General features: G+C 59.2%; 24 protein-coding genes. 14 read left to right on the top strand and 10 right to left on the bottom strand.

The genetic code is table 11. The annotated features are described in order from the left end of the window. Nucleotides 1-8: 8 nt before the first annotated feature. From AC0V6K_RS06120 to AC0V6K_RS06090, 7 genes are all read left to right on the top strand, one after another. Nucleotides 9-482: a peroxiredoxin gene (locus AC0V6K_RS06120; RefSeq protein ID WP_472625607.1), complete on the top strand. Its 474-nt coding sequence runs from the start codon at nucleotides 9-11 to the stop codon at nucleotides 480-482. A gap of 12 nt (nucleotides 483-494) precedes the next feature. After that, the gene (locus tag AC0V6K_RS06115; protein WP_472625605.1) at nucleotides 495-1,286 is read left to right on the top strand and encodes a ferritin-like domain-containing protein; all 792 of its coding nucleotides are present in this window, start codon (nucleotides 495-497) and stop codon (nucleotides 1,284-1,286) included. 181 nt (nucleotides 1,287-1,467) lie between these two features. Beyond that, nucleotides 1,468-2,163 carry a M23 family metallopeptidase gene (locus tag AC0V6K_RS06110; RefSeq protein WP_472625603.1) on the top strand — a complete coding sequence of 232 codons (696 nt, stop codon included), beginning with the start codon at nucleotides 1,468-1,470 and terminating at the stop codon, nucleotides 2,161-2,163. Between the two features lie 217 nt (nucleotides 2,164-2,380). After that, complete coding sequence (locus tag AC0V6K_RS06105) at nucleotides 2,381-3,901, top strand: acyl-CoA synthetase (RefSeq protein WP_472626038.1); 1,521 nt, start codon at nucleotides 2,381-2,383, stop codon at nucleotides 3,899-3,901. Further along, on the top strand, nucleotides 3,901-5,193 hold the full coding sequence (locus AC0V6K_RS06100) for a cytochrome P450 (protein ID WP_472625601.1): 1,293 nt from the start codon (nucleotides 3,901-3,903) through the stop codon (nucleotides 5,191-5,193). The genes AC0V6K_RS06105 and AC0V6K_RS06100 overlap by 1 nt, the downstream gene beginning before the upstream one ends. 194 nt (nucleotides 5,194-5,387) lie before the next feature. Next, on the top strand, nucleotides 5,388-6,035 hold the full coding sequence (locus AC0V6K_RS06095; RefSeq protein ID WP_472625599.1) for a YqiJ family protein: 648 nt from the start codon (nucleotides 5,388-5,390) through the stop codon (nucleotides 6,033-6,035). A gap of 70 nt (nucleotides 6,036-6,105) precedes the next feature. Beyond that, complete coding sequence (locus AC0V6K_RS06090) at nucleotides 6,106-7,851, top strand: flotillin family protein (protein WP_472625598.1); 1,746 nt, start codon at nucleotides 6,106-6,108, stop codon at nucleotides 7,849-7,851. 62 nt (nucleotides 7,852-7,913) lie between these two features. Here AC0V6K_RS06090 and AC0V6K_RS06085 read toward each other — a convergent pair whose 3' ends face one another. Beyond that, complete coding sequence (locus tag AC0V6K_RS06085) at nucleotides 7,914-8,798, bottom strand: UTP--glucose-1-phosphate uridylyltransferase (RefSeq protein ID WP_472625596.1); 885 nt, start codon at nucleotides 8,796-8,798, stop codon at nucleotides 7,914-7,916. A 132-nt stretch (nucleotides 8,799-8,930) separates the two neighbouring features. On the opposite strand from AC0V6K_RS06085, the gene murA reads away from it, so the two are divergent. Beyond that, nucleotides 8,931-10,217, top strand: coding sequence for a UDP-N-acetylglucosamine 1-carboxyvinyltransferase (gene murA / locus AC0V6K_RS06080; protein WP_472625594.1), 1,287 nt, complete (start codon nucleotides 8,931-8,933; stop codon nucleotides 10,215-10,217). Here the strand turns inward: murA and AC0V6K_RS06075 are convergent. Genes AC0V6K_RS06075 through AC0V6K_RS06060 form a run of 4 tightly spaced genes read right to left on the bottom strand, consistent with a single transcriptional unit; the run spans nucleotide 10,214 to nucleotide 12,321 of the window. Then, the gene (locus AC0V6K_RS06075; protein WP_472625592.1) at nucleotides 10,214-10,444 is read right to left on the bottom strand and encodes a ribbon-helix-helix domain-containing protein; all 231 of its coding nucleotides are present in this window, start codon (nucleotides 10,442-10,444) and stop codon (nucleotides 10,214-10,216) included. The two genes, murA and AC0V6K_RS06075, sit on opposite strands and share 4 nt — an antisense overlap. Nucleotides 10,445-10,486: 42 nt before the next feature. Further along, nucleotides 10,487-10,708: a DUF2805 domain-containing protein gene (locus tag AC0V6K_RS06070; protein ID WP_472625590.1), complete on the bottom strand. Its 222-nt coding sequence runs from the start codon at nucleotides 10,706-10,708 to the stop codon at nucleotides 10,487-10,489. A gap of 49 nt (nucleotides 10,709-10,757) precedes the next feature. Further along, nucleotides 10,758-11,615, bottom strand: a complete 858-nt coding sequence (locus AC0V6K_RS06065) for a hypothetical protein (RefSeq protein ID WP_472625588.1) — start codon at nucleotides 11,613-11,615, stop codon at nucleotides 10,758-10,760. 52 nt (nucleotides 11,616-11,667) lie between these two features. Continuing rightward, on the bottom strand, nucleotides 11,668-12,321 hold the full coding sequence (locus tag AC0V6K_RS06060; protein WP_472625586.1) for a hypothetical protein: 654 nt from the start codon (nucleotides 12,319-12,321) through the stop codon (nucleotides 11,668-11,670). A 110-nt stretch (nucleotides 12,322-12,431) separates the two neighbouring features. Here AC0V6K_RS06060 and AC0V6K_RS06055 point away from each other — a divergent pair, with 110 nt between their 5' ends. Beyond that, the gene (locus AC0V6K_RS06055; protein ID WP_486172582.1) at nucleotides 12,432-12,995 is read left to right on the top strand and encodes a hypothetical protein; all 564 of its coding nucleotides are present in this window, start codon (nucleotides 12,432-12,434) and stop codon (nucleotides 12,993-12,995) included. 12 nt (nucleotides 12,996-13,007) lie between these two features. Here AC0V6K_RS06055 and phbB read toward each other — a convergent pair whose 3' ends face one another. Together phbB and AC0V6K_RS06045 are read right to left on the bottom strand one after the other, a co-directional pair. Continuing rightward, a complete protein-coding gene (gene phbB / locus AC0V6K_RS06050) occupies nucleotides 13,008-13,730 on the bottom strand; it encodes an acetoacetyl-CoA reductase (protein WP_472625583.1) in 723 nt (240 codons plus the stop codon). A gap of 122 nt (nucleotides 13,731-13,852) precedes the next feature. Continuing rightward, nucleotides 13,853-14,605, bottom strand: coding sequence for a hypothetical protein (locus tag AC0V6K_RS06045; protein ID WP_472625581.1), 753 nt, complete (start codon nucleotides 14,603-14,605; stop codon nucleotides 13,853-13,855). 394 nt (nucleotides 14,606-14,999) lie between these two features. Here AC0V6K_RS06045 and AC0V6K_RS06040 point away from each other — a divergent pair, with 394 nt between their 5' ends. The 5 genes from AC0V6K_RS06040 to AC0V6K_RS06020 all read left to right on the top strand — a co-directional run bounded on the left by AC0V6K_RS06040 (nucleotide 15,000) and on the right by AC0V6K_RS06020 (nucleotide 21,027). Beyond that, nucleotides 15,000-15,407, top strand: coding sequence for a DUF3576 domain-containing protein (locus AC0V6K_RS06040; RefSeq protein WP_472626036.1), 408 nt, complete (start codon nucleotides 15,000-15,002; stop codon nucleotides 15,405-15,407). A gap of 25 nt (nucleotides 15,408-15,432) precedes the next feature. Then, nucleotides 15,433-17,940: a leucine--tRNA ligase gene (leuS, locus tag AC0V6K_RS06035; RefSeq protein ID WP_472625579.1), complete on the top strand. Its 2,508-nt coding sequence runs from the start codon at nucleotides 15,433-15,435 to the stop codon at nucleotides 17,938-17,940. Further along, entirely contained in the window at nucleotides 17,937-18,455 is a 519-nt protein-coding gene (lptE, locus tag AC0V6K_RS06030; protein ID WP_472625577.1) for an LPS assembly lipoprotein LptE, read from the top strand. Before leuS ends, lptE begins: the two co-directional genes overlap by 4 nt. After that, nucleotides 18,452-19,516 (top strand): DNA polymerase III subunit delta, encoded by a 1,065-nt coding sequence (gene holA / locus AC0V6K_RS06025; RefSeq protein ID WP_472625575.1) that lies wholly within the window; start codon nucleotides 18,452-18,454, stop codon nucleotides 19,514-19,516. Before lptE ends, holA begins: the two co-directional genes overlap by 4 nt. Before the next feature lie 107 nt (nucleotides 19,517-19,623). Continuing rightward, complete coding sequence (locus AC0V6K_RS06020; RefSeq protein ID WP_472625573.1) at nucleotides 19,624-21,027, top strand: exopolysaccharide biosynthesis polyprenyl glycosylphosphotransferase; 1,404 nt, start codon at nucleotides 19,624-19,626, stop codon at nucleotides 21,025-21,027. Nucleotides 21,028-21,041: 14 nt separating this feature from the next. On the opposite strand, the gene AC0V6K_RS06015 is transcribed toward AC0V6K_RS06020, so the two are convergent. The 3 genes from AC0V6K_RS06015 to AC0V6K_RS06005 are packed head-to-tail and all read right to left on the bottom strand — an operon-like array spanning nucleotide 21,042 to nucleotide 22,974. Next, entirely contained in the window at nucleotides 21,042-21,614 is a 573-nt protein-coding gene (locus AC0V6K_RS06015; protein WP_472625571.1) for an LptA/OstA family protein, read from the bottom strand. A 28-nt stretch (nucleotides 21,615-21,642) separates the two neighbouring features. Then, a complete protein-coding gene (locus AC0V6K_RS06010) occupies nucleotides 21,643-22,329 on the bottom strand; it encodes an LPS export ABC transporter periplasmic protein LptC (RefSeq protein ID WP_472625569.1) in 687 nt (228 codons plus the stop codon). Nucleotides 22,330-22,353: 24 nt separating this feature from the next. Beyond that, nucleotides 22,354-22,974, bottom strand: coding sequence for a ribonuclease D (locus tag AC0V6K_RS06005; RefSeq protein ID WP_472625567.1), 621 nt, complete (start codon nucleotides 22,972-22,974; stop codon nucleotides 22,354-22,356). Nucleotides 22,975-23,018: the final 44 nt, after the last annotated feature.

The raw sequence follows: 23,018 nt of genomic DNA, 5'->3' as shown, positions 1-23,018 counted from the left end.
CACGAATTATGAGCACTTTCCCCGCAGCAGGCGATGCAATGCCCGATATCGAAATGGGCACCCCCGATGGTGGCACCGTCAGGCCATCCGATTTCAAGGGCAAGAAGCTGGTCGTGTTCTTCTATCCCAAGGACAACACGCCGGGCTGCACCACCGAGGCTAAGGACTTTACCGCGCTGAAAGGTAACTTTGACGCGGCCGGTGTTGAGCTGCTCGGCGTATCGAAGGACAGCGCGAAGAAACACCAGAACTTCATCGCCAAACACGAACTGACCACCCCGCTCGCGACAGATGCGGAAGAGGGCGGGCTTTCCGACGCGCTCGGCATCTGGACCGAAAAGCAGATGTACGGAAAGACCTATATGGGCATGGTCCGCACCACCTATCTCGTCGATGCCGACGGTACGATCGCGCAGGTTTGGAACAAGGTGAAGGTCAAAGGTCACGCTGAAGAAGTGCTGGCCGCAGCCAAGGCGCTCTAAGTCACGCCATCCATGCAATCCGTCGTTTCCGCCATCCGCGCCGCACTGTTGACGGCTGATCCGCGCGCCAAGTGCTTCGCAACCCGCGATGTCGCGCGGCGCTGGCGGCGGGGCGATTTAGCGTTTGTGTTTGACGAGCCCATGCCAGACCAGCCTGCATGGCCCGATGCGCCTGAGCTGCTGCCGCCAAACAAGATGCCCAAACGCGGAAAGTTCGGCTCCGAACGCGCGCGCATCGCTCTTTGGCACAGCTTGGCGCATATCGAGTTCGTTGCGATTGACCTCGCGCTCGATATGGCAGGGCGGTTCGGCGAGATTATGGGCGAGGAGTTCGTTTCCGACTTCCTCCATGTCGCAGCTGATGAAGCGATGCATTACGCGCTGCTAGCGCGAAAGCTGGAACGCTTGGGCAGTCATTATGGCGCACTTCCTGCCCATGCTGGCCTGTGGCAGGCTGCTCACACCACACGCCACGATGTTGCAGCGCGGCTAGCAATCGTGCCGATGGTGCTCGAAGCACGCGGACTTGACGTCACGCCGTCAACTTTGGAGCGGGTAGAGGCCGCGGGAGACGAAAATGGTGCGAAGATCCTTTCCCGCATCCTTGACGACGAAATTCGCCATGTTCGATTCGGCTCAAAGCACTTTTTGAAGGTTTGTGAATCGCGTGGTGAATCGGCCGAAAACCTATGGAAATCCCTCGTTCGCGAGCATTTCAGAGGAGTGGTTAAGCCGCCATTCAACGACTCAGCGCGTCTCGCAGCCGGACTGCCGCGCGAATTCTACATTGATGTTGCGAATTAACGAATCGCCGCAATAACTCACGATCACACGCTCAGGCCGGACTTTTTGTCGGTTTGAACACGGCATTGGCTGCAACGCAGCATGGTGGGACACGCTGCTTCGCCAAATGCCTCGAAAACCTGCAGGCGAAAACGCCGCACTGAATAGGATCGGGTTACGAATGAATACGCTTTTTAAGCGAATGTCCCAGGTAGCAGGCGCAATTTGTGCCGCCGCTGCCATGATTGCCTCTCCGGCAATCGCTTCGACTTCTGCCAACGCAAATTCTGCCGCTGAAGTGACCGTACCGGTCGAAGACGCGCAGGCCGGTAGCCTTACCTTGGGCGATCCGAAATTCCGCGATGCCTTTTCGCAGTGGGTTGAACTGGACAAGAGCGGTCCAAGCACACCGGAAGAGCGGACGCAGGCCACTAACTGGGCGCGTTCGCCTGTTATGATCCCATCGGGTATGCCGCTTTATAACTCGCGCCTGACCAGCAGCTACGGCATGCGCAACCACCCGGTTCTGCGTAAGCGCCGCGCTCACAAGGGTGTGGATCTGGCTGCGCCAACCGGCACGCCGATTTACGCGACTGCAGATGGCACCGTTTCGCGTGCAGACTGGTTCTCAAGCTACGGTCTTTACATCAGCATCGAACATGGCGGCGACCTTCAGACTCGCTTTGCGCACCTTTCGCGCCTTGCTGTTGCTGCTGGCGAAAAAGTGAAAAAGGGCGATCTGATCGGCTATGTCGGATCGACCGGACGCTCCACCGGCCCGCACCTGCACTATGAGGTCCGCGTGAACGGGGTTGCAGTCAATCCAATTCCATATATGAAAGAAACAGACGCGCAGGTCGCCTACCAAGGCGGTCGCGGCGGTCAGGGCGGCGAATAAGCGCCCGACACAGTTTCACCCGCCAATGAGCGGGTCGGACATTGGAGAGGGTGTCCGAGTTATGGCGGCGGGTTTTCCCGCCGCCTTTTTTGTGCGCGTTTGAGATGTTCATGCCTGCCGATTTTGCTTGCGGGCTAACGGCTCCCCGTTAGGTTTCTCAATTGAGAGAGATACCCTGAGTCCCTGCAAGGACCAGGCAACGGAGAGATACATGAGCATGCACCCCATCGCGCACGCCGCGAACCGTCCCGATCATCCCGCAGTCATTATGGCCGGATCGGGCGAGCAAATGACCTATGCCGAAATGGACGCGGCATCGAACCGTTTTGCCCAGCTGCTGCGAGCAAACGGCGTGGGCGAAGGTGATGCATTTGCGGTGCTGATGGAGAACCGCATCGAGTATTTTCCGATTATCTGGGGTTCGCAGCGATCGGGCACGATGCTTGTGCCTGTCTCGACCCGTCTGACCGCGCCAGAAATCGCCTATATTCTTCGCGATAGTAAAACCGAACTGTTGATCACATCGACTGCCTACGCCGATGTGCTCGAAGGGATCAGGGCCGAGCTTCCCGATCTGAAGGTGCTGGTGGTGGGCGATGACTACGCAGCGGCGCTGACCGCGCAGTCTGCTGATCCAATTGCGGACCAGAGCGCTGGCATGATCATGCTCTATTCTTCGGGCACCACCGGGCGCCCAAAAGGCATCCGCCCGGCGCCTCCTGAAGATCCTGACGTGCAAGCGGCAGTTCCGCTTATGGGTCTGGCGATCATGGGTGCTGGGATGCCTGCCGATGGATCGATGGTCTATCTCTCACCCGCGCCGCTTTATCATGCCGCCCCGATTGGCTGGTGCTCGGTCGCCCACCGTCTAGGCGCGACGATCGTGGTGATGGAGAAGTTCGAACCCGAAACCGCACTCGCCGCGATCGAAAAGCACAAGGTCACAGACAGCCAGTGGGTCCCGACCCATTTCGTGCGCTTCCTCAAGCTCGATCCGGCCATCCGCACCAAGTATGACCTCTCCAGCCACCAGCGCGCGCTGCACGCCGCTGCGCCATGTCCTGTGCCGATCAAGCAAGAGATGATCGAATGGTGGGGGCCGATCATCAACGAATACTATGCCGGTTCCGAAGGTATCGGGATGACGCTGGTGAAGTCGGAAGACTGGCTCACCCACCCAGGCACTGTGGGCAAGGCGATCTATGGCACACTGCACGTCTGCGGCCCCGATGGCGAGGAGACCTCGGCAGGTGAAGACGGCCTGATTTATTTCGAAAACGCCCTGCTGCCGACCTATCACAACGATGAGGCGAAGACGAAAGAGGCGATGAATGCGCATGGCTGGATGACGCTGGGCGATATCGGTCATGTTGATGAAGACGGCTTCCTCTTCTTGACCGACCGCAAGAGCCACATGATTATTTCGGGCGGCGTAAACATCTATCCGCAGGAGATCGAGAACCTGCTGGTGACGCATGACAAGGTGATGGATGCCGCCGTGATCGGTGCGCCCGATCCCGACCTTGGCGAAAAGGTGGTCGCTGTGGTGCAGCCGATGGACATGGGTGTGGCCGGTGACGCATTTGAGGCCGAGCTGCGCGACTTCCTCGCCCCCAATCTCTCCAAAATCAAAATGCCCAAACTGTTCGATTTCCGCCCGGATCTGCCGCGTGAGGCGAACGGCAAGCTCTACAAACGTGAGCTGCGCGACGAATTCGAAGCCAAGGAGAACGCTTGATGGCGGGCGCTCCAGCGGTTCTACCGAATGATGTCGCGCGCGCTGTTATCGCGCCCGAAAGCTATGCCGAATGGAGTGGTTTGCTCGATCTGTTTGACCGCCTGCGCGAAGAGGCTCCGGTGGCCAAGGTCATCGCCGAAGATGATAGTTTCGAGCCGTTCTGGCTGATTACGCGCTATGATGACGTCATGCGCATCTCGAAAGACAATGCGACCTTCCTCAACAATCCCAAACCGGTCGTGTTCGCCACTCGCGAAGCGACCGAGTTTTCGCGCGCGGCAACTGGATCGAACATGTTGGTCGATAGCCTTGTCGTGTTCGATGCGCCGATCCATCCGAAGTATCGCAAGCTGACCCAGGAATGGTTCATGCCGCGCAATCTCAAACTGATCGAGGGTGAAATCCGCGCTTTGGCCGAGCGTTTGGTCGATGCTATGCTTGCTGACGGGCCCGAGGTGGATTTTGTGACGGCCGTGGCTGCTCCGATGCCGCTGCGTGTGATCATGCAGATTCTTGGCATCCCAGAAGAAGACGAGCCGCGTATGCTGATGCTGACGCAGCAGATGTTTGGAGGGCAGGACGCAGACCTTTCGGGCAGCGGAATGGCGAATATGACGCCTGAACAGGTGCTCCAGTTGGTATCCGGCGCCGTCAAAAGCTTTGAGGATTACTTCGCTGGGATCGCAGCCGAGCGCCGTGCCAACCCGACCGACGATGTCGCGAGCGTCATCGCCAACGCCAAGGTGGACGGTAAGCCGCTGCCAGATCGCGACATGGCAGGATACTACATCATCATGGCCGCCGCCGGGCACGATACGACATCGGCCACCATGTCAGGTGCCATGCAAGCATTGGCTGATGATCCCGCGCAGTTTGCCCGGGTCAAAGCCGATCGCTCACTGCTTCCCGGAATCGTTGAAGAGGCGATCCGCTGGACCACATCGGTACAGCACTTCATGCGCACAGCAGCCGAGGATGTTGAAGTGGGTGGTCAGCAGATCAAAGCGGGTGACTGGATGATGCTGAACTATGTCTCAGCCAACCACGATCCGGCCCAATTTGACGATCCACGACGTTTTGATGCCAGCCGCTCGCCTAATCGCCATCTCGCCTTCGGGGCGGGCGCGCACCAATGCCTTGGCCTGCATATGGCGCGGCTCCAGATCCGGATATTGTTCGAGGTGTTGCTAGACCGGATTGAGACCGTCGAGCGTATTGGGGAAGCGCGGAGATCCACCAGTACTTTCGTCGGCGGGCTAAAAACGCTTCCGCTCAAGATCACGCCAACCTAAGTTTTGTATATGGGGTCAAAAAGCAATAAAACAAGAGTAAGTGCGAACAAAAGTTTCGCATCGTGTTTTATCGCGACTCAGGTGCGAATTATCTGGTCTTTTGTCCGCGATTATGTTAATTGTACGTTCATGGGAAAAATCAGGACCAGGACTACCGCTGACTTTGCGGTGCGCTTTTGTGCGGGTGTGGCACCATGACACTTTTGGAGCCGCATAACCTACCATTTGCGATTGCGATCATCGTGCTGTTGTTCATCGCAGTGGCGCAGGTGATTGGCATTGGTGATGTCTTTGAAAGCGCCGAAGCCGATGTCGATTTCGACTTCGATGTGGATGCGCCCGATGGCCTTGCCGGCGGTGGATTGGTCGAGAGTGTAATGGGTCTGCTCGGCCTTGGCCGGGTGCCGTTCCTGATCTGGTTGGTGGTCCTTCTGTTCCTGTTCGCCGCGATTGGCGTGGCGGGGCAACAGACCGCAATCGCTCTGCTGGGATCACCGCTCAACATGGTGATCGCGAGCCTGGGGGCAGGCGTAGCGGCGCTGCCCTTAAACGGCCTGCTTACCCGTCCACTAGCGCGCCTTTTGCCGCAGGACGAGACGAGCGCGGTCGATACGCGCAGTCTAGTGCGCCGCGATGCCGAAATTCAGGTTGGCACCGCGCGCATAGGTTCGCCCGCCCGTGCCAAAGTGATCGACGAATTTGGTCAGCCGCACTTTGTGATGGTTGAACCGCATGATCCCGATGCGGCGTTGGTCGAAGGCGAAACCGTCTTGCTGGTGCGCAAGGAAGGCGAGATCTTCTTTGCCACCCAGTACGAAAACCCATTGCTAGGCCTCGAATAGTCGAGGTTGTTATTCGCGTGAGATGGCCACCCCGAAAGCCAACGAAGCGCACATACGAACAGGAGAAAATATGGATACTTTGATTGAGGCAGGGATGTGGGCCGGAATAGGGCTAGTGCTTCTCTTTGTTGTTTTTGCTTTTTTGACGTCACTGTATCGCCGCGCCTCGAAAGAGATTGCATTTGTTAGGACGGGCGTTGGTGGTGAGAAGGTCGTGATGAATGGCGGCGCGCTTGTTTTTCCGGTATTTCATGAAACCATGCCAGTGAATATGAACACGCTGGTGTTGGCAGTTGTTCGCCGTGATGCCGAGGCTCTGATCACGCTCGACCGACTGCGTATCGATGTGAAAGCGGAATTCTACGTCCGCGTCCGGCCTGATGCAGGTTCGATTGCTATGGCTGCGCAAACGCTGGGCCAACGCACCATGCAGCCGGAACTGCTCAAGGATCTCGTCGAAGGTAAGTTTGTTGACGCGCTCCGCTCGGTCGCGGCGGGGATGAGCATGAACGAGCTGCACGAGCAGCGCGCAGACTTCGTCCAGAAGGTGCAGCAAGTGTCTTCGAACGATCTGGCGATGAACGGTCTGGAGCTTGAATCGGTATCTCTGACAGGCCTTGACCAGACCAGCATCGAGCACTTCAACGCCAACAACGCGTTTGACGCCGAAGGTCTGACCAAGCTCACCGAACAGATCGAAGCGCGCAAGAAGCTGCGTAACGATATTGAGCAGGACACCCGTGTCCAGATGGAGACCAAGAACCTCGAAGCCGATCAGCGGTCTTTCGAGATCGGGCGTGACACCGAATATGCCCGGCTCCAGCAAGAGCGCGAGGTTGAGGTCCGCCGTGCCGCGCAGACGTCTGAGATCGCTCGTGAACAGGCTGAACGCCAGCGCGAAGCAGATGCTGCGAAGATTGAAGCCAAGAAGCAGGTCGATGCGCAGCAGATCGAGGCAGACCGCTTGGTTGAAGAAGCCCGGATCGATCAGACCCGCGCACTTGAGATCGCCCGTCAGGAACAGCAGATCGCTGTCCAGAACAAGTCGCGCGAAGAAAGCCAGGCCAAGGCCGAAGCAGATGCTGCCCGCGCCAAAGCGGTCACGGCAGAAGAGCAGGTTGTTACCTCTCGCGAGAGTGAGGTGGCTGAACGTCAGAAGAAGATCGAGCTGATCGAAGCGGCCAAGGTTGCCGAACGTGATGCAATCCAGATCAAGGTGGAAGCCGAAGCAGAAAAAGACGCTGCAACCAACCGCGCCGAAGCCGCAAGGCTTGAGGCGAAGGGTGACGCGGACGCCGAAGTGCTGCGTGCCGAAGCCGACCGCGTGCGCTTCGAAGTTGAAGCCGCCGGTCAGCAAGCGGTCAACGAGGCAGCCAACATCCTCTCGATGGAGCAGATCAGCCTGCAGACCAAGCTTGCCCTGCTGCGCGTGCTGCCTGAGGTTATCAAAGAGAGCGCCAAGCCGATGGAGGCGATCGACTCGATCAAGATCGTACAGGTCGATGGGCTTACCCAAAGCGGTGGCGGCTCGAATGGCGGTGGTGCAGGCGCCGGCGGTGGCTCGGGAAACTTGGCTACTGACGCGGTGTCAGCGGCACTTGCTTACCGCGCCCAGGCACCGGTGCTCGATGGCCTGATGAAAGAGCTTGGCCTTGATGGCTCTTCGCTCGGATCACTGGTGCAGGCCGCAGCGGATGCTCCCGAGAAGAGCGACGCCGAACCGACCTCCTATCTCGCCGACGCGCTGATGGAGGAAGCGGGTGAGGCGATCGAGGACGATGCTGGTGACGCCCCGGCGGAAGAAGCCGCCGAGTAATTGGTCACTGACCCAGGTGGAGCCCCCGGACGGTTAAGTGCTGTCCGGGGGTTTTCTACTGCCTATGCTCCAAGCAGGCGCTGCGCCATGGCGCGCACATCGGCACCCATGTCTTCGCGTTCGAGAGCGAGTGCGAGGGTTGCTTCGACAAAGCCCAGTTTGCTGCCGCAGTCATAGCGATTGCCGTCAAAGGTGACGGCATGGAACGGCTGGTCACCAATCATCTTGGCCATCGCGTCGGTCAGCTGGATTTCACCGCCAGCGCCTTTTTCCTGAATTTCCAGCGTGCGCATTACTTCGGGCTGCAGAATGTAGCGGCCCGAAACGATCTTGTTCGAAGGCGCTTCGGCAACCGGCGGCTTCTCGACCAGACCAGTGACCTCGGTCAGTGTGCCTTTTTCAGCGCCCGGAGAGATCACGCCGTAGCTTGAGACCTCTTCCATCGGCACTTCGAGCACGCTGATGAGATTGCCGCCGGTTTCATTATAGGCATCCACCATCTGCTTCATGCAGCCGGTCCCGCCCTTTTTGCCGATCATCAGCTCATCGGGCAGAAAGATCGCGAAAGGCTCATCCCCCACAATCGCGCGTGCGCACCAGATCGCATGGCCCAGACCCATCGGCACTTGTTGGCGGACGGTGATGATATCGCCCGGTGTCGCACGAGTCGGCTCCAGCACGCCCATATCCTTGCCGCGTTCGCTCATCGTGTCTTCGAGCTCGTAAGCGACGTCAAAATGCTCAACAATGGCGGTTTTTCCGCGACCGGTGACGAAGATCATCTGCTCGATCCCGGCCTCGCGCGCTTCATCCACCGCGTATTGGATCAGCGGACGGTCAACGATCGGCAAAAGCTCTTTCGGGATCGCTTTGGTCGCTGGAAGGAACCGCGTTCCAAGCCCCGCAACGGGGAAAACGGCTTTCTTGATTGGCTTATGGGACGTCATAATTGGCCTCACGAAGGCTTCTGGTTTCAGTCTGCAAACGTTCGTGCCGTTCACATGCGTTCAGGTCAATGACCACAAACACGCATATGGCGTCAGTTGCGTGAATTTCGCGATCCGCTAAGGCAATGCTCCATGGACAAACTCATCATTCATGGCGGGAATCGCCTGTCGGGCACGATCCCCATTTCAGGCGCAAAGAATGCTGCGCTTACGCTCATTCCCTGCGCTTTGTTGACGGAGGAGCCGCTGACTCTGCGCAATCTGCCGCGTCTGGCGGATATTGACGGGTTCCAGCATCTGATGGGCCAGTTTGGCGTTACCGTCAGCATTCAGGGCAACAACCGGCCCGAAGATTTCGGACGTGTGGTCACGTATCAGGCCGCGCGTGTCACTTCGACTGTCGCGCCGTACGATCTGGTGCGCAAAATGCGCGCTTCGATCCTTGTGCTTGGCCCGATGCTGGCGCGGATGGGTGAGGCGACGGTTTCGATGCCGGGCGGCTGCGCTATCGGTAACAGGCCGATCGACTTGCACCTCAAGGCACTCGAAGCATTCGGTGCGGAGATCGAGCTGGCGCAAGGCTATGTGAAGGCGATTGCGCCTGATGGCGGATTGCCGGGCGGCGATTTCGATTTTCCTGTCGTGTCCGTCGGTGCGACCGAGAACGCGCTGATGGCCGCCGTCCTCGCCAACGGCACCAGCCGGTTGACCGGTGCGGCGCGCGAGCCGGAAATTGTTGACCTGTGCAACCTCCTCGTCGCAATGGGCGCGGAAATAGAAGGCATCGGCACATCCGATCTGACCATTCACGGCGCCAAACGCTTGAACGGCGCGACGTACAAGGTGATGCCTGACCGGATCGAAGCGGGCTCCTATGCCTGCGCGGCGGCGATCACAGGCGGTGATGTGCGGCTCGAAGGCGCAAGCGGATCGGATATGGGTTCGACACTCACCGCCTTGCGCGACATCGGGCTCGAGGTGGAAGAGGACAAGACAGGCGTGACGGTCCGGTCTAACGGGCCGCTGCAACCGACAAACCTGACCACCGCGCCGTTTCCGGGCCTTGCCACGGATATGCAGGCGCAATTGATGAGCCTGCTTTGCAAGGCCGAGGGCACCAGCGTGCTCAAGGAAACGATCTTTGAGAACCGCTTCATGCACGTGCCGGAATTGGCTCGCATGGGCGCCGATGTCGAAACCGAGGGACGCACTGCGATCGTCAATGGCCCGGTCGACCTGACCGGCGCGGAAGTAATGGCGACCGACTTGCGCGCTTCAATGAGCCTGATCATCGCAGCGCTGGCGGCCGAGGGTGAGACAACTGTACGTCGCATCTACCACCTCGATCGCGGATACGAGCGGCTGGAGGAAAAGCTCCAATTGCTCGGCGCGAATATCGAGCGTGTCGGGGACGACTAGCTCAGGCTTACCAGCCAAACCCTGATAGCGCTCGCCAAACCCGGCGGTGTCTCCGCCTTGATCCGTTCGGCGTCTATCTGCGCGACCAATGCGCTGATGGGCACGTCGCGCCGTGCCGCCTCAGCTTTCAGCATTTCCCAGAACAGCGGCTCCAAACTGATGCTGGTTTTGTGACCGGCGATCTGGATCGAGCGTTTGACCGGCGGGTGATAGGGCGGCGTGTGCATGGCCGGATTGATAGCAAGGCCGGAAAGCCGTGTCGCCCACCGCTATTTGTAATGCTCGCGCCGGTCCGAGAACGTCCGCACCCGTTTGCGCCATGCGCGATAGCTGCCCGGTTTGAGCCGTGCGCGCATCAGCGCCTTCACTTCCTTCTCGCCCAGACCGTACTGATCCTCGATCTGCGAAAAAGCCACATGATCGCTCAGCGCCATCTCGACGATGGCGCTGGCTTCAGCTTCAGAAAGTGAATCGCTTGCGGGCCCGGTCATACGCAATCAACGCTCGTGATGCGCCTTGGTGCCTTCAACTATAGGCCTCTTACTCCGCTATCCAGTCGGCATAACGCACTCTGGTCACAACTGCCTTACTTTCGCGTCGCTCGTCGCCAGTGGGGCGGCCTGTAACAATCGCGTCAACCGTTTCGGCGCGTTCCCAGACGAGGCCTGCTGAATCGACAGCAATCTCGAATGATATGGTCCCGCTCGCGTCAATATCACTGTTCTGCTTGGCGGCTTGCTCTTCGGTCAGCGTCCTGCCAGTCATCTCCGCTACCGCCAGATCGGTCTTGATCGCGGATTGTCTCACGAACGCTCCGTTTACTTTAGCCTCACCGCGGAAGCGCCGGAATGCGCCTGATGCGTCTACTTGTTCCAAAGTCACCGAAACACCGTGATGGGGAAGGTAGACTGTTGTGCCAGCCTCGATTGGACCGGGGCGCATTCCGAAGGACTCGATCTCCTCGATAACGGCTTCGGGTTCGCACAGGATTTGCTGTGCTGTCCATGTGAAGAAGCGGGCCGAGCACAATTCGCGGGTCCACCCTGCATCGGCCAGCCAATTGTCTACGCGGGTCTCGATATCCTTCGTGTTCTCGAGTTGTTTGGAGCCATCGGAGCCGACCCGGACAAGCGCCGGATACATCCACATCGCGTTTCCGCGAATGTCTTCTGGATTTGCCGGGATGGAGTATTCGATCCGCACGTTATCGCCATCGGTCTCAACTATCCTCTCGGCGAGGACAGCGCCGCCCGATGCGGAGCTTTTGCTGCCACCTTCGAGGCTACCTGACTGGGTACTGTATTCGCTCCGAAGTACATAATCTGGCGATTGCGCTATTGCGGGGACAGCAATCCCCGTGAGGATTAAAGCTAGGCACAATGCTTGGTGAATTTTCATTGCCCATCAGTAGCATTTTTGCCCGCCGGTGAGCAGAGTGAAATGCTGTGTGTCAGGCCGCGCGAGCTGCGCTGAGCAGACCGGCAAAGCCGCTCGGGAAGGAAGTGCCGAACGGTTGCAGGTGCAGCGCGCATTGCGCCAACTCTTCTTCGCTCAGGGCGTGCTGGAATTGCAGGCCGAAATGGTTGCCGTCTTTCCAGCGCACTTCGGCCAGTTGGTCAGGCAAGCCATCTAGTTCAAACGCCAACAGGCGATTGAAGGGCAGATCGTCGGTGCACTCAATCCGCACGCTGTCTCGCCCAAGTTCAATTGTCTGACCGAAAGTATTGCTGCGTCCGTCAACGATCTTGGCGGGCGCCGCGATCTTGAGGTTGAGAGAGGCAGGCTCCTGCGCGCTTTCGTCTCCGATGAACTCCTCTAGCGAAACATCGGCGGCAAAGCGGAAACCGGCCTGACGTTTGCCGATCCACACGCGCTCGACCGGGTAGGTGAAGCCGTCGGCCAGTTGCAGGATCATGCGTGGTTCCGGAGGGACCTTGTGGAGGAAGGCCAGCCCGACGCCGAGCGTCGAGACATCGCGGATCTGGCAGTAATACTCGCCGCTCTGGCACACCAGCTTGGCTGGGCGCAGTTCAAGCTCGGTACGTTCTGCCTCGCGCTGATCAGCGCCATCGGCTCCAGTGTCTGTGCTCACTTGCGTCGTCATGCCGCACCTCGGTTGTCCCATTCATGGATAACGAAAGGTAGCTCGTGTTGGTTAACGAAGTGATAAGAGAAACATTTTGATTTTCCAGAGCTTCGACTAGGCTGGATGGCATGTCATTCAATTTGATCTACGTCTTCTCAATGATTGCAACCGGGCCACTTTCTGCCTTTTCCGATGGCCCATCAATACAAACACTTGAGAGTGCGGAACGCGAGGGTGAGCGCAAGAAGCTGCCCGCGCTCAAATCCCACTTCCGGGCTGCCAAGCGGTTGGGACTACAAACTGATGGATTGTACTGGCATCGCGCTGACGGCAAAGCGCTAGATGCTCCTTTATCTGAGGGAGGGTATTTCAGCTACCTGCGGTTCTGCAAAGACGGGTCTGTGGTTTCGGTGAGCTCAACGGGTACGCCGGAGCAGGTCTGGAAATGGATGAAATGCAATCCGATCAATCCCGGACACGGTAGTGGGGCCATCCGCGAAGACACCGGGCTTTTGAGCTTTACCGTTCACGCCCCCACGGGAAGGATCGACTACGAAGTCCGCCTGTATTCCAGTACCTCGCGTCCTGACTATGCACCCGGCATGTCGGTTAGCATCACCACTCGAATCAAGCAGGCTAAAGACTTCGGCAAAACAGTCGAGCGCGAATACTGGTTCGTGCCGCTGTCTTGAATCTGCCGAGGCTCAATACATGTGCTGGCCGCCATTGATGCTCATGGTGGAGCCGGTCATGAAAGCGCCGTTCTCGCTGGTGAAGAATGCGACGCCGCGGGCGATTTCCTCGGCCTGGCCCAGACGGCCCACCGGGATCTTGGCGACGATCTTCTCCAGCACCGGCTCGGGAACGGCCGCCACCATGTCGGTGTCGATATAGCCGGGCGCGATCGCGTTGACGGTGACGCCGAATTTCGCGCCTTCTTGCGCGAGCGCCTTGGTAAAGCCGTGAATGCCCGATTTCGCAGCGGCATAGTTCACCTGGCCATACTGGCCTGCCTGCCCGTTGATTGAGCCGATATTGACGATGCGGCCCCACTTGCGCTCGCGCATTCCAGGGAAGGTCGCTTTCGCCATGTTGAAGCACCCGCCCAGATTGACGCGCATCACGTCGTTCCAGTCGTCAAAGCTCATCCGGTGCAGCGTGCCGTCGCGGGTGATGCCGGCATTGTTGATGACGATATCGACCGGTCCGTGCTTTTCTTCGACCTTGGCACAGCCATCAAGGCACGCCTCGTGATCGCCCACATCCCACTTGGCCACGGGAATGCCGGTTTCTTTCGAGAAGGCGGCGGCGGCTTCATCATTGCCGCCGTAATTGGCGATGACGGTGTGACCTTGCCGGTTGAGGCGGTTGCAGATGGCTGCCCCGATCCCGCGCGTTCCCCCTGTGACGATTGCTACCCGGCTCATAGATCCCTCCGACTGAAACTCGAAGCGAACGTAGCGGTGACGTAACGTCAGGCAAAGAAAAACCCCGCAAAAGCGGGGCTGTCTCATACGAATTCACTGTGCCCGGAATGGACTGGCGCGGGTCAGAACTTGATCTGAGTGCCGACGTAAACGGCCTGATCGTCTTGCTGTGGGCCGACAATCGGGCCGAGACGATCACGCTCTTGTGACAGCCGGACACCGGCGGTCACATCAAGATTTTTGGAAAGACGGAACGAACCGCCGACATCAACCGAAGCTTCCGACGCATCAAGCGTATTGAGCGAGCGGCCGGCAATGGCCTTATCCTCAAGCGTGATGCGTGGTTGCAGACGGCTTGGCTTGTCCTTTGCGGTCGGGCCGGCAGGCTTGAATTCTGCCAGATCCGGAACCTTCAGATCGCGCACAGTCTTTGGCAACTCGGTTGCGCGCGCGAAGCTTTGATAGCCGCGCGCAATGCCGAGATTGTAGCTGGACGCCTGAAGCCCTGCGATGCCGCTCGCGTTCTTGCCAGGCGTGGCCTGAATGGCGGAGCGAACCGAAATCGCTTTTGCAGTCTGTTCGTCAACACGCACAGCAACGGTCACAAACCGGTCCTGCTCAACCGGCCCTGCGCCAGCAGGCGTGAAACGCGAGCCGTGCTTATCAGAGACATCTGCGAACTTGGCGGCCAGTTCTGGATCAACAGAACCGGGCGTGAAAAGGCTGATAGCCGCATCCTCAATCGCGGAGGAATTGCCGGTAAGCGAAACAACAGCAAGACCAGAGGAAGGCAGGGCCAGAGCAAGAATGCCGGCCATGCCGATCAGCGGCGCGGAGCGCTTCGCTTTCTCGATCTTGGCGGTTTCTTGAGCCACTTTAACGTCACTTCCCTGTTTTTTGCGTAGATTTATCAGTGTCTCCCAAGCACGGTTAGCCTGAACGATAGCTGATCAAGAATCTTTAGCGCTAACAACCTAGGACTAAGATACCGCATTTCGCAATCGATTCGCCCCATGATTGACACGGTTGGTGATACAGTGTTGCCCAACTGCACACTTTGTTTCGGGCGATTGCCTGCTCTGCGATGCGCAGTTCAGCCTGTAGAAAGGCTCTCAAACCCAATCGAAGCAGGATTTTTCATGGTGGACCGAGTGACGAAGGCGCTTGCCGCAGGGCGCTTGGAGTTTATAGAGCCATGACATGGACACAGAGGGACATTACGCCGTGACACGCGCCAAACACGTTTTTTCAGGCCCGACAAAGACATTGATGCTGGGCACGGCACTCGCGCTGCTTTCTGCATGTGGTGGCAGCGGACGCCCGACCACCGATCTTCAGGCTGCTCAGCTTAATGCGATTGGCGTAAACGCGTTTCTGTGGCGCGCTTCGCTTGAAACCGTCAGCTTCGCTCCGCTGCTTCAAGCGGACAGCGCCGGCGGTGTGATCGTGACCGATTGGTACGCCAACCCCAGCAATCCGAGTGAGCGGGTCAAGCTGACCATCACGATCCTTGATCAGGATCTTCGTGCCGATGCGCTGCGCGTGGCCGCCATCCGTCAGGTTGCCCAGAGTGGCAGCTGGGTTGATGCGCCGGTTCAGGCCGCAACGGTTCAGAAGCTGGAAGACATTATTCTGACCAAAGCGCGCGATCTGCGTCGTAAGGCAGTAGCCGGATAGTCTTTTTCGCGTTAGCGGACATTCCATGACTGATACCCGTTTCGATCCGTCGCAGGCCGATGGGCGCTGGCAGCGTGCGTGGGCAGATGCCGGCACCTTCACCGCCGACAGCAACAGCGACAAGCCCAAGAGCTACATCCTCGAGATGTTCCCCTATCCATCGGGGCGCATCCATATGGGGCACGTGCGCAACTATACGATGGGCGACGTGCTCGCACGCTACAAGAAGATGCGCGGACACGAAGTGCTGCACCCGATGGGCTGGGACGCGTTCGGCATGCCGGCTGAAAACGCGGCGATGGAGAAGAAGGTCCATCCCGGCGAATGGACGCGGGCCAATATCGCAGCGATGAAAGAGCAGTTGCAGCGCATCGGCTTTGCGCTCGATTGGACACGCGAATTCGCCACCTGTGACCCCGAATATTACGGGCACGAGCAGGCGCTTTTCATCGATATGTACGAGGCAGGGCTTGTCTATCGCCGCCAGTCGGAAGTGAACTGGGATCCGGTCGACATGACTGTGCTCGCCAACGAGCAGGTGATTGACGGCAAAGGCTGGCGTTCGGGTGCCGAAGTTGAGAAGCGCAAGCTCGACCAGTGGTTCCTCAAGATCACCGACTTTGCCGAGGACCTGCTGGACGGGCTGGGCGATCTGAAAGACTGGCCTGACAAGGTGCGGCTCATGCAGGAAAACTGGATCGGCAAGTCGTCTGGTCTGGAATTCAGCTTTGATCTCTCGAATGGCGAGAAGCTGCCGGTTTATACCACGCGCCCTGATACGATTTTCGGCGCGAGCTTCTGCGCCATCGCGGCAGACCACCCGATTGCACAGGGGCTGGCGGCTGATCCGGCGGTCGCGGCGTTTATCGAGGAATGCAAGAAGGGCGGCACCACCGCTGCCGAGCTCGAAACCGCCGAAAAGCTCGGCTTCAAAACCGATATCACTGCCAAGCACCCGTTCAGCGGTGAGGCTATGCCCGTGTTCATCGCCAACTTCGTGCTGATGGATTACGGCACCGGCGCCGTGATGGGCGTGCCGGGACACGACCAACGCGACTTTGAATTCGCGACCAAATACGAGCTTCCGATTGCCCGTGTCGTCGCGTCCGATCCGTCCAAAGCCAGCGAGCCGATGGGCAACGAGGCAGAGCCGGGCGACGGTGTGATCGTCAATTCGGACTTCCTTGATGGAATGAGCGTCGAGGATGCCAAGGCGGAAGTGATCCGGCGTGCCGAAGATGGCAGCTGGGGCGAGGGCACGACCGTGTGGCGCCTGCGCGATTGGGGCATTTCGCGCCAGCGTTACTGGGGCACGCCGATCCCGTTCATTCACTGCGACACCTGCGGCGTGGTTCCGGTGCCCAAGGACCAGCTGCCCGTTACACTGCCCGAAGACATCGACTTCGAAACGCCGGGTAATCCGCTGGAGCGGCACGCGACCTGGAAGCATGTCGATTGTCCGAAATGCGGCAGCGCAGCGCGGCGCGAGACCGACACGCTTGACACGTTTGCGGATAGCTCGTGGTACTTCCTGCGCTTTGCAAGCCAGCCCGACAATGCGCCGTTTGATCCGAAGGAAATCGCCGCATGGCTTCCGGTCGAACAATATATCGGCGGAATCGAGCACGCGATCCTGCACCTGCTCTACGCCCGTTTCTGGACGCGTGCTTTGGCGCATATCGGCAAGTTGGACGTGAAGGAGCCTTTCGCGGCGTTGTTCACTCAGGGCATGGTGACGCACGAGACATACAGCCTCGGCGATGGCTCGTGGTTGAGCCCTGATGAGGTCAAGAAAGACGGCGCGGACTGGGTGACTGTCGAAGGCGGCAAGCCGGTTACGCCGGGCCGCGTCGTGAAGATGTCGAAGTCGAAGAAGAACGTCGTCGACCCCGACAACATCATCGCCAACTACGGCGCGGATGCGGCGCGCTGGTTCATGCTCTCAGACAGCCCGCCCGAGCGCGATCTGCCGTGGTCCGAAGCGGGAATCGAAGGCTGCTGGCGCTTCGTCCAGCGTCTCTGGCGTCTGTTCGACAGCTATGATGCTGGCGCGACTGGCGAAGACAAACAGCTCGCGCGGAAGGCGCACCAGACGATCGTCGCGGTGGCTGAGGATATCGAGGCGCTCAGCTTCAACAAGGCGGTCGCGCGCCTTTATGAACTAACCGGCGCAGCGGAAAAGGCGAACCCGAGCGAAAGCCGCAATTTCGCGATCAACGCGATCCTGCACATGGTCAGCCCGATGATGCCGCACCTCGCGGAGGAAGCGCATGCGAGTATGGGCAATGCAAGCCTCATCGCCGATGCCCCATGGCCTGCGCACGATCCGGCCCTGCTGGTCGAAGATGAAGTTACCATCGCCATCCAGCATATGGGTAAGCTGCGCGACACGCTGACTGCGCCTAAGGGAGCGTCGAAAGACGACCTCGAAGCGCTTGCTTTGGCGAGCGAGAAGGTCCAGCGTTCGATCGACGGAGCGGATATTCGCAAGGTGATCGTGGTGCCTGACAGACTGGTCAATATCGTCACATGACGCGCATGGGCGCCTTGCCCGCCGCAGCGATGCTGGCGCTCTCCCTTCCATTGGCGGGATGTGGCCTGCAACCGCTCTATTCCAGCGGCAGCACTGGCGTGGCGCAAGGTTTGGCTGCGGTGGAAGTGCCCGCCATTCCGGGCCGTGATGGCTGGTTGATCCGCAACGCACTGCAAGACCGGCTGGGCGTGGCTGGCGGTGACGTTCCCGCTCGCTATCGGCTTGATGTGCGGCTGGATGATGCGCTTGAAGCCCTGGGCGTGCTCAACGATGATACGATCAGCCGCGAACGCCGGATATTGCGCGCGCGCTATCAGTTGGTTGATTTGACCACGGGTGAAATCCTGCTTGATGCGACTTCCGGTTCGGATGCGGGGATCGACGTGGTTTCCAGCGAATACGCGACCATCGCCGCCGAGCAGACGGCGCTGGAAAACCTCGCCAAGGAAGTCGCCGACCGGATGGTAACGCGTATCGCGCTGACCTTGCGTAATGGCTCAGAGGGATCTGAGTGAAGGCGACCCAGCGCGATTTTGCCCGCGGCATTCCGCGCGGTGCGGCGGACGCCTCAATCTTCTTTTTCTGCGGCCCCGATGAAGCCGGAGCCTCGGCTGCGGCCAGCGCGATTATCGAGGCGCTGCCCGACGCGGGTGAGCGGGTAGATATCACCGGAGCCGACCTCAAGCGCGATCCCGCTATGCTTGGCGATGAAGCGCGTTCGGCATCCCTGTTTGGCGACAAGCGGCACATTTTTGTGCGCGCGACCGGTGATGAGGCGCACGACGCGGTCAAGGCGCTTGTTGAAACCGGAGAGGCGGGCGCTGGCGACGCCGCACCCGTCCTGATCGTTGCCACTTCCGCCACGGACAAAGCGCGCACTGCCAAATTGCTCGAAAAGCGGCCCGATGGGATGGTGGCGATGTTCTATCCGCCCGACATGCAGTCTGTGGCGGTGTCAGTGCGCGGCATGGCAGATGCGGCGGGCCTGCGGCTGGGCGGGGATCTTGCCGAGCGGATTGCGCGCGCGGCGGGACTGGATGTGAGGCTGGCGCAGTCCGAGGTGACGAAGCTGGCACTTTACTGCGACGCCGATCCGCAATCGCCCAAGTCGGCGAGTGTCGAAGACTACGAAGCCATCGGCGCCGCGACTGAGGAGGATGGCTTTCAGCCTCTCGTCAATGCGGTGATGGGCGGCGAAACGGGTAAGCTCGACAAGGAAATTCGGCGCATGCGCGAATTGGGGCTGAACCCGGTCGGTTTGTTGCTGGCGCTGGAGCGGCGCGCATCGCAATTGGCGCAGATCACAGCCAAGCTCGGCCCGCGTGGCAATTTCGATGCGCTCGGTAAGGGCGAGAAGGCACAGCTTGGTATCTTTTGGCGCGAAGAGCGGGACATCCGCATGCAGCTTGGCCGGTGGAACGTGCCGGAGAGGCGCGGATCGCAACGGCGCAAGCTTGATCGCCTTATTCCGCGCCTGATCGATTTGCACCGATCTCTGCTGACGAACAGCCAGACCGCCGAGCTTCTGTTGGCGCAGGACCTTGCGGAAATTACCCGTTTTGCGGCGCGCCGATAGATAAATCGGGATAAAGGGCGCCGCACACCGCCCATTGACGACCCTTTTACCGTATACCGTCAGCCTAGGGGCAATACGTAGGTCGTACGAAAAGGGCGGAAAGCTCTATGAACACTCACTCCGGGCCGCTGCTTACCCCAGCTCAGCTCGACATTGATGCAAACCAAATTGCACCTTCGCTGGAGCGGAGACGCCTACGGGCCTATGCTCTGATGTTGGTCATGGATGCGGTGCTGCTGCATCTTAGCTTTGCGCTGGCCTCATTTCTTTACGAAGGCATGTGGTGGGAGCCGCGCGCGATGTTGGCGGTCCAGGCGATGCTGCCAGTGTATTTTACGATCGCGCTCTACAATTCGACCTATTCCACCAAAACTCTCAGCGACTGGATATTTGCGTCTCGCAAAATGCTCATCGCTTTGGTGGTTGCCGCGGCGTTGATGAACTTCCTCGCCTTCTACACCAAATCAAATGCCCAGTTCTCGCGCGTGTCGGTCACACTGGGCCTGATGCTCGCGGCGATTGCGCTAGTTTCCTACCGCCGTCTGATCCCATTTGTCGTTGAGCGGTATTGGGGTGGCAAAGTCCGTAATCTGTTGGTGATCAATGATGGCGGGCCAGAATTTGCACTGGAAAATGGCGTAGCTGTTTCGGCGAGTGACTTTGATCTCGATCCGCGCAGCCATGACCCGTATATGCTTGACCGGCTCGGCAAGCTCTTGCGCAATCAGGACAAAGTTGTCGTGAGTTGCCCAGAAGGACGTCGCGGCAGCTGGAGCGTGCTGCTGAAATCCACCGGCATTTATGGCGAGATTGTCAGCGATCCTGCCCATGCGCTGGGTGCGATTGGCGTGCACCGTTACGATGGGCAAGAGCGAACGACATTGGTCGTGTCACGCGGCCCGCTTGGATTGCGCGGGCGCATTTTGAAGCGCGGCTTTGATCTTGTGGTTGCGGGCTTGGCGACAGTCTTTTTTGCCCCTCTGCTTCTGCTGGTCGCGCTTCTGATCAAGCTGGAGGATGGCGGACCCGTCTTGTTTGTTCAAAAACGACTGGGGCGCGGAAACGAGTTCTTCAAATTGCTGAAGTTCCGCAGCATGCGCGCAGAGAAGCTCGATGCGGACGGGGCGCAATCAACAGGGCGCAATGATGAACGCATCACCCGCATTGGCCGCTTTATTCGTCGCACCAGCATTGATGAGCTGCCACAGTTGATCAATGTTCTGCGTGGTGAGATGTCGATTGTGGGCCCGCGTCCACATGCCTTGGCCAGCCGTGCGAACAGCAAGCTGTTTTGGGAAGTTGATGCGGGATACTGGCGCCGCCACTCGCTCAAACCTGGTCTGACTGGACTAGCTCAGGTGCGCGGCCATCGTGGCGCGACGGAGGAGGAGAAGGACCTCACCGACAGGCTGGAGTCCGATCTCGAATACATCTCGAACTGGTCGATCCGCCGCGACATCCGGATTATGGCCCAAACACTGCGCGTGCTGGTCCACGACAAAGCGTATTAAGTCGTAAGCTTGGTTTAGTCGGGAACAGAGAAGGTCCCCGTCACCCGGCCAGAGCCATTGGTGCCTGCTGGCAAATCGGGATTGGAGCTGCCCGCCGCGCTGCCATCGACGCTGGATACACCGGAGCGCAGATCGATGACCAGACGCCCGCCGCTCAAACGGTCACTACCGCGATTGAGCTGAACGTTTCCGGCCATGGTGATGATGCGGCGGTTGAAATCATAGATCGCGGTGCTTCCGCTCGCGCGTTCATTTCCGCGCGTCACAACCACGCCGCCAGTGGCTGTGATGCGATTGAGATCTAGCTTGCCGCCCGCATCGGTGTAGTTCAGCAAGGTGCGAGCCGAACGCAATTGCAGGTTCGCCTGATTGATCACGACATTGCCTGAAAGGATCACGCGGTTGGCGCGGTCCTGAAGTTCGATCCGGTCTGCACCGAAGCTGACTGGTGCATTTGAGTTGTGGCCCGCAATCGCCTGCGCCTGAAGTGCCACGCCTGCTGCCAAAGCTGCCGTGAGAGCAAACCCTCCGGCAAACCAGCCAAGAGCCACCCGGCCAAGATGCGAAGACTTACGAGTGCGAGACATGTTCTTGTTCCTTGTCATCGTGGCGGTTTTATCGGGGCAGCTTGGGTGTTTGCGGAATTCTGAGCTGACCGGGCACCATGCGGACACGGGCATTTCCTTCCAGCGCGATAATCCGCGCGTCAAGGTCAATGCGCGCCGAATTGGCCGAGAAAGTGCCTGCGGGGATTTCACCTTCGACCCCTTCGTCGCCGCTCATCGTGCGGTTTTTCATATCGATGGAAACCCCGCGCGCGACCATGCGATAGCCGTCAGCGGCTTCCATCCGCAGCGCATCGTTGACCGAAACGACTTCGGATCGAATGTCATATGCGCCGCCGGGCGCAATGATCCGTGCCGGTCCTTCAGGAAGGATCAATTGCGCGGCGAGATCCTCCATCCGCACAATACCCTCGGAACTGGATCTTTGCACTGCCGATCCGGCAGTGACTGAAAACGGCCGGTCCTCGTCATCACGTCCGCGATACATGGCTTTGTCGACGCTCAATCGCTCGTCAATCATCGCCACTTTGTCGCGATCGAGCAGGAAGCTGACTTCGCTGCCCGGGCTGAGCGGGGTTATGATCATAAACGCCGCAACCACGCCCACCAGCATCGGCAGCACCCGCGCGAGGATACCGATCAGCGTATCGTGCGATCCACCAGGTGCGGCAAAGTGCTGACGCTTGTTGCGCAGCGCTCTGGCTTCCTGTGTTTCGATGCGGCGTTGTTGGCCCATGGCGGATCAGTACGGTGTTTCGGATTACGAGTGGCTGAAGATATCGTGATCGGCCCAGCCTGCGATGTCGAGCAGTGCGCGGGTGGGCAGGAAGTCAAAGCAGGATTGCGCCATCTCCATGCGTCCTTCGCGCTCCAGCCGGATGATCAGTTCGTCACGCATGCGGTGAAGGAAGCGCACATCCGATGCCGCATATTCGCGCTGTGCATCGCTGAGCTCCGGTCCGCCCCAATCGCTGCTTTGTTGCTGCTTGGAAATGCTTTCTCCGAGCAGCTCTTCGACAAGGTTTTTGAGGCCATGCCGGTCGGTATACGTGCGCACCAGTTTGCTGGCGATTTTGGTGCAGAACACCGGGGCTGCCATAACGCCAAGATAGTACTGGATCGCCGCCAGATCGAAGCGGCCAAAGTGGTACAGCTTCGTGCGTGTAGGATCGGCAAGGATAGCGGTGAGATTGGGCGCGTCGTAGCTGCTGCCCGGATTGAACCGCACTAGGTGTTCGTCACCGGTCCCGTCGCTGATCTGCACCACACACAGGCGATCGCGCGGGGTCAGCAGACCCATGGTTTCGGTATCGACGGCGAGGTCGCTGCTGCCTTGCAGCACGCCGTCGGGCAGATCTTCTTCATGAAAATGGACTGTCATTGCGCGGCTTCATTACGCCGATTGGGGAAAGAGGGGAAGGGGCC

This window comes from Erythrobacter sp. S43, assembly GCF_057364955.1.
Note: the sequence above shows the minus strand (reverse complement) of the source record. Positions and strands in the feature narration are given on the sequence as shown.

Excerpts from the sequence above, each read along its gene's own strand:
- AC0V6K_RS06085 (WP_472625596.1), bottom strand. The coding sequence starts at position 8,798 with ATGACGTCCCATAAGCCAATCAAGAAAGCCGTTTTCCCCGTTGCGGGG.
- murA (WP_472625594.1), top strand. The coding sequence starts at position 8,931 with ATGGACAAACTCATCATTCATGGCGGGAATCGCCTGTCGGGCACGATC.
- AC0V6K_RS06005 (WP_472625567.1), bottom strand. The coding sequence starts at position 22,974 with ATGACAGTCCATTTTCATGAAGAAGATCTGCCCGACGGCGTGCTGCAA.
- AC0V6K_RS06115 (WP_472625605.1), top strand. The coding sequence starts at position 495 with ATGCAATCCGTCGTTTCCGCCATCCGCGCCGCACTGTTGACGGCTGAT.
- AC0V6K_RS06095 (WP_472625599.1), top strand. The coding sequence starts at position 5,388 with ATGACACTTTTGGAGCCGCATAACCTACCATTTGCGATTGCGATCATC.
- AC0V6K_RS06040 (WP_472626036.1), top strand. The coding sequence starts at position 15,000 with ATGCTGGGCACGGCACTCGCGCTGCTTTCTGCATGTGGTGGCAGCGGA.
- AC0V6K_RS06065 (WP_472625588.1), bottom strand. The coding sequence starts at position 11,615 with ATGAAAATTCACCAAGCATTGTGCCTAGCTTTAATCCTCACGGGGATT.
- AC0V6K_RS06020 (WP_472625573.1), top strand. The coding sequence starts at position 19,624 with ATGAACACTCACTCCGGGCCGCTGCTTACCCCAGCTCAGCTCGACATT.
- AC0V6K_RS06070 (WP_472625590.1), bottom strand. The coding sequence starts at position 10,708 with ATGACCGGGCCCGCAAGCGATTCACTTTCTGAAGCTGAAGCCAGCGCC.
- AC0V6K_RS06100 (WP_472625601.1), top strand. The coding sequence starts at position 3,901 with ATGGCGGGCGCTCCAGCGGTTCTACCGAATGATGTCGCGCGCGCTGTT.
- AC0V6K_RS06075 (WP_472625592.1), bottom strand. The coding sequence starts at position 10,444 with ATGCACACGCCGCCCTATCACCCGCCGGTCAAACGCTCGATCCAGATC.
- AC0V6K_RS06120 (WP_472625607.1), top strand. The coding sequence starts at position 9 with ATGAGCACTTTCCCCGCAGCAGGCGATGCAATGCCCGATATCGAAATG.
- lptE (WP_472625577.1), top strand. The coding sequence starts at position 17,937 with ATGACGCGCATGGGCGCCTTGCCCGCCGCAGCGATGCTGGCGCTCTCC.
- AC0V6K_RS06055 (WP_486172582.1), top strand. The coding sequence starts at position 12,432 with ATGTCATTCAATTTGATCTACGTCTTCTCAATGATTGCAACCGGGCCA.
- AC0V6K_RS06015 (WP_472625571.1), bottom strand. The coding sequence starts at position 21,614 with ATGTCTCGCACTCGTAAGTCTTCGCATCTTGGCCGGGTGGCTCTTGGC.
- AC0V6K_RS06010 (WP_472625569.1), bottom strand. The coding sequence starts at position 22,329 with ATGGGCCAACAACGCCGCATCGAAACACAGGAAGCCAGAGCGCTGCGC.
- AC0V6K_RS06110 (WP_472625603.1), top strand. The coding sequence starts at position 1,468 with ATGTCCCAGGTAGCAGGCGCAATTTGTGCCGCCGCTGCCATGATTGCC.
- AC0V6K_RS06060 (WP_472625586.1), bottom strand. The coding sequence starts at position 12,321 with ATGACGACGCAAGTGAGCACAGACACTGGAGCCGATGGCGCTGATCAG.
- AC0V6K_RS06105 (WP_472626038.1), top strand. The coding sequence starts at position 2,381 with ATGCACCCCATCGCGCACGCCGCGAACCGTCCCGATCATCCCGCAGTC.
- leuS (WP_472625579.1), top strand. The coding sequence starts at position 15,433 with ATGACTGATACCCGTTTCGATCCGTCGCAGGCCGATGGGCGCTGGCAG.
- phbB (WP_472625583.1), bottom strand. The coding sequence starts at position 13,730 with ATGAGCCGGGTAGCAATCGTCACAGGGGGAACGCGCGGGATCGGGGCA.
- AC0V6K_RS06090 (WP_472625598.1), top strand. The coding sequence starts at position 6,106 with ATGGATACTTTGATTGAGGCAGGGATGTGGGCCGGAATAGGGCTAGTG.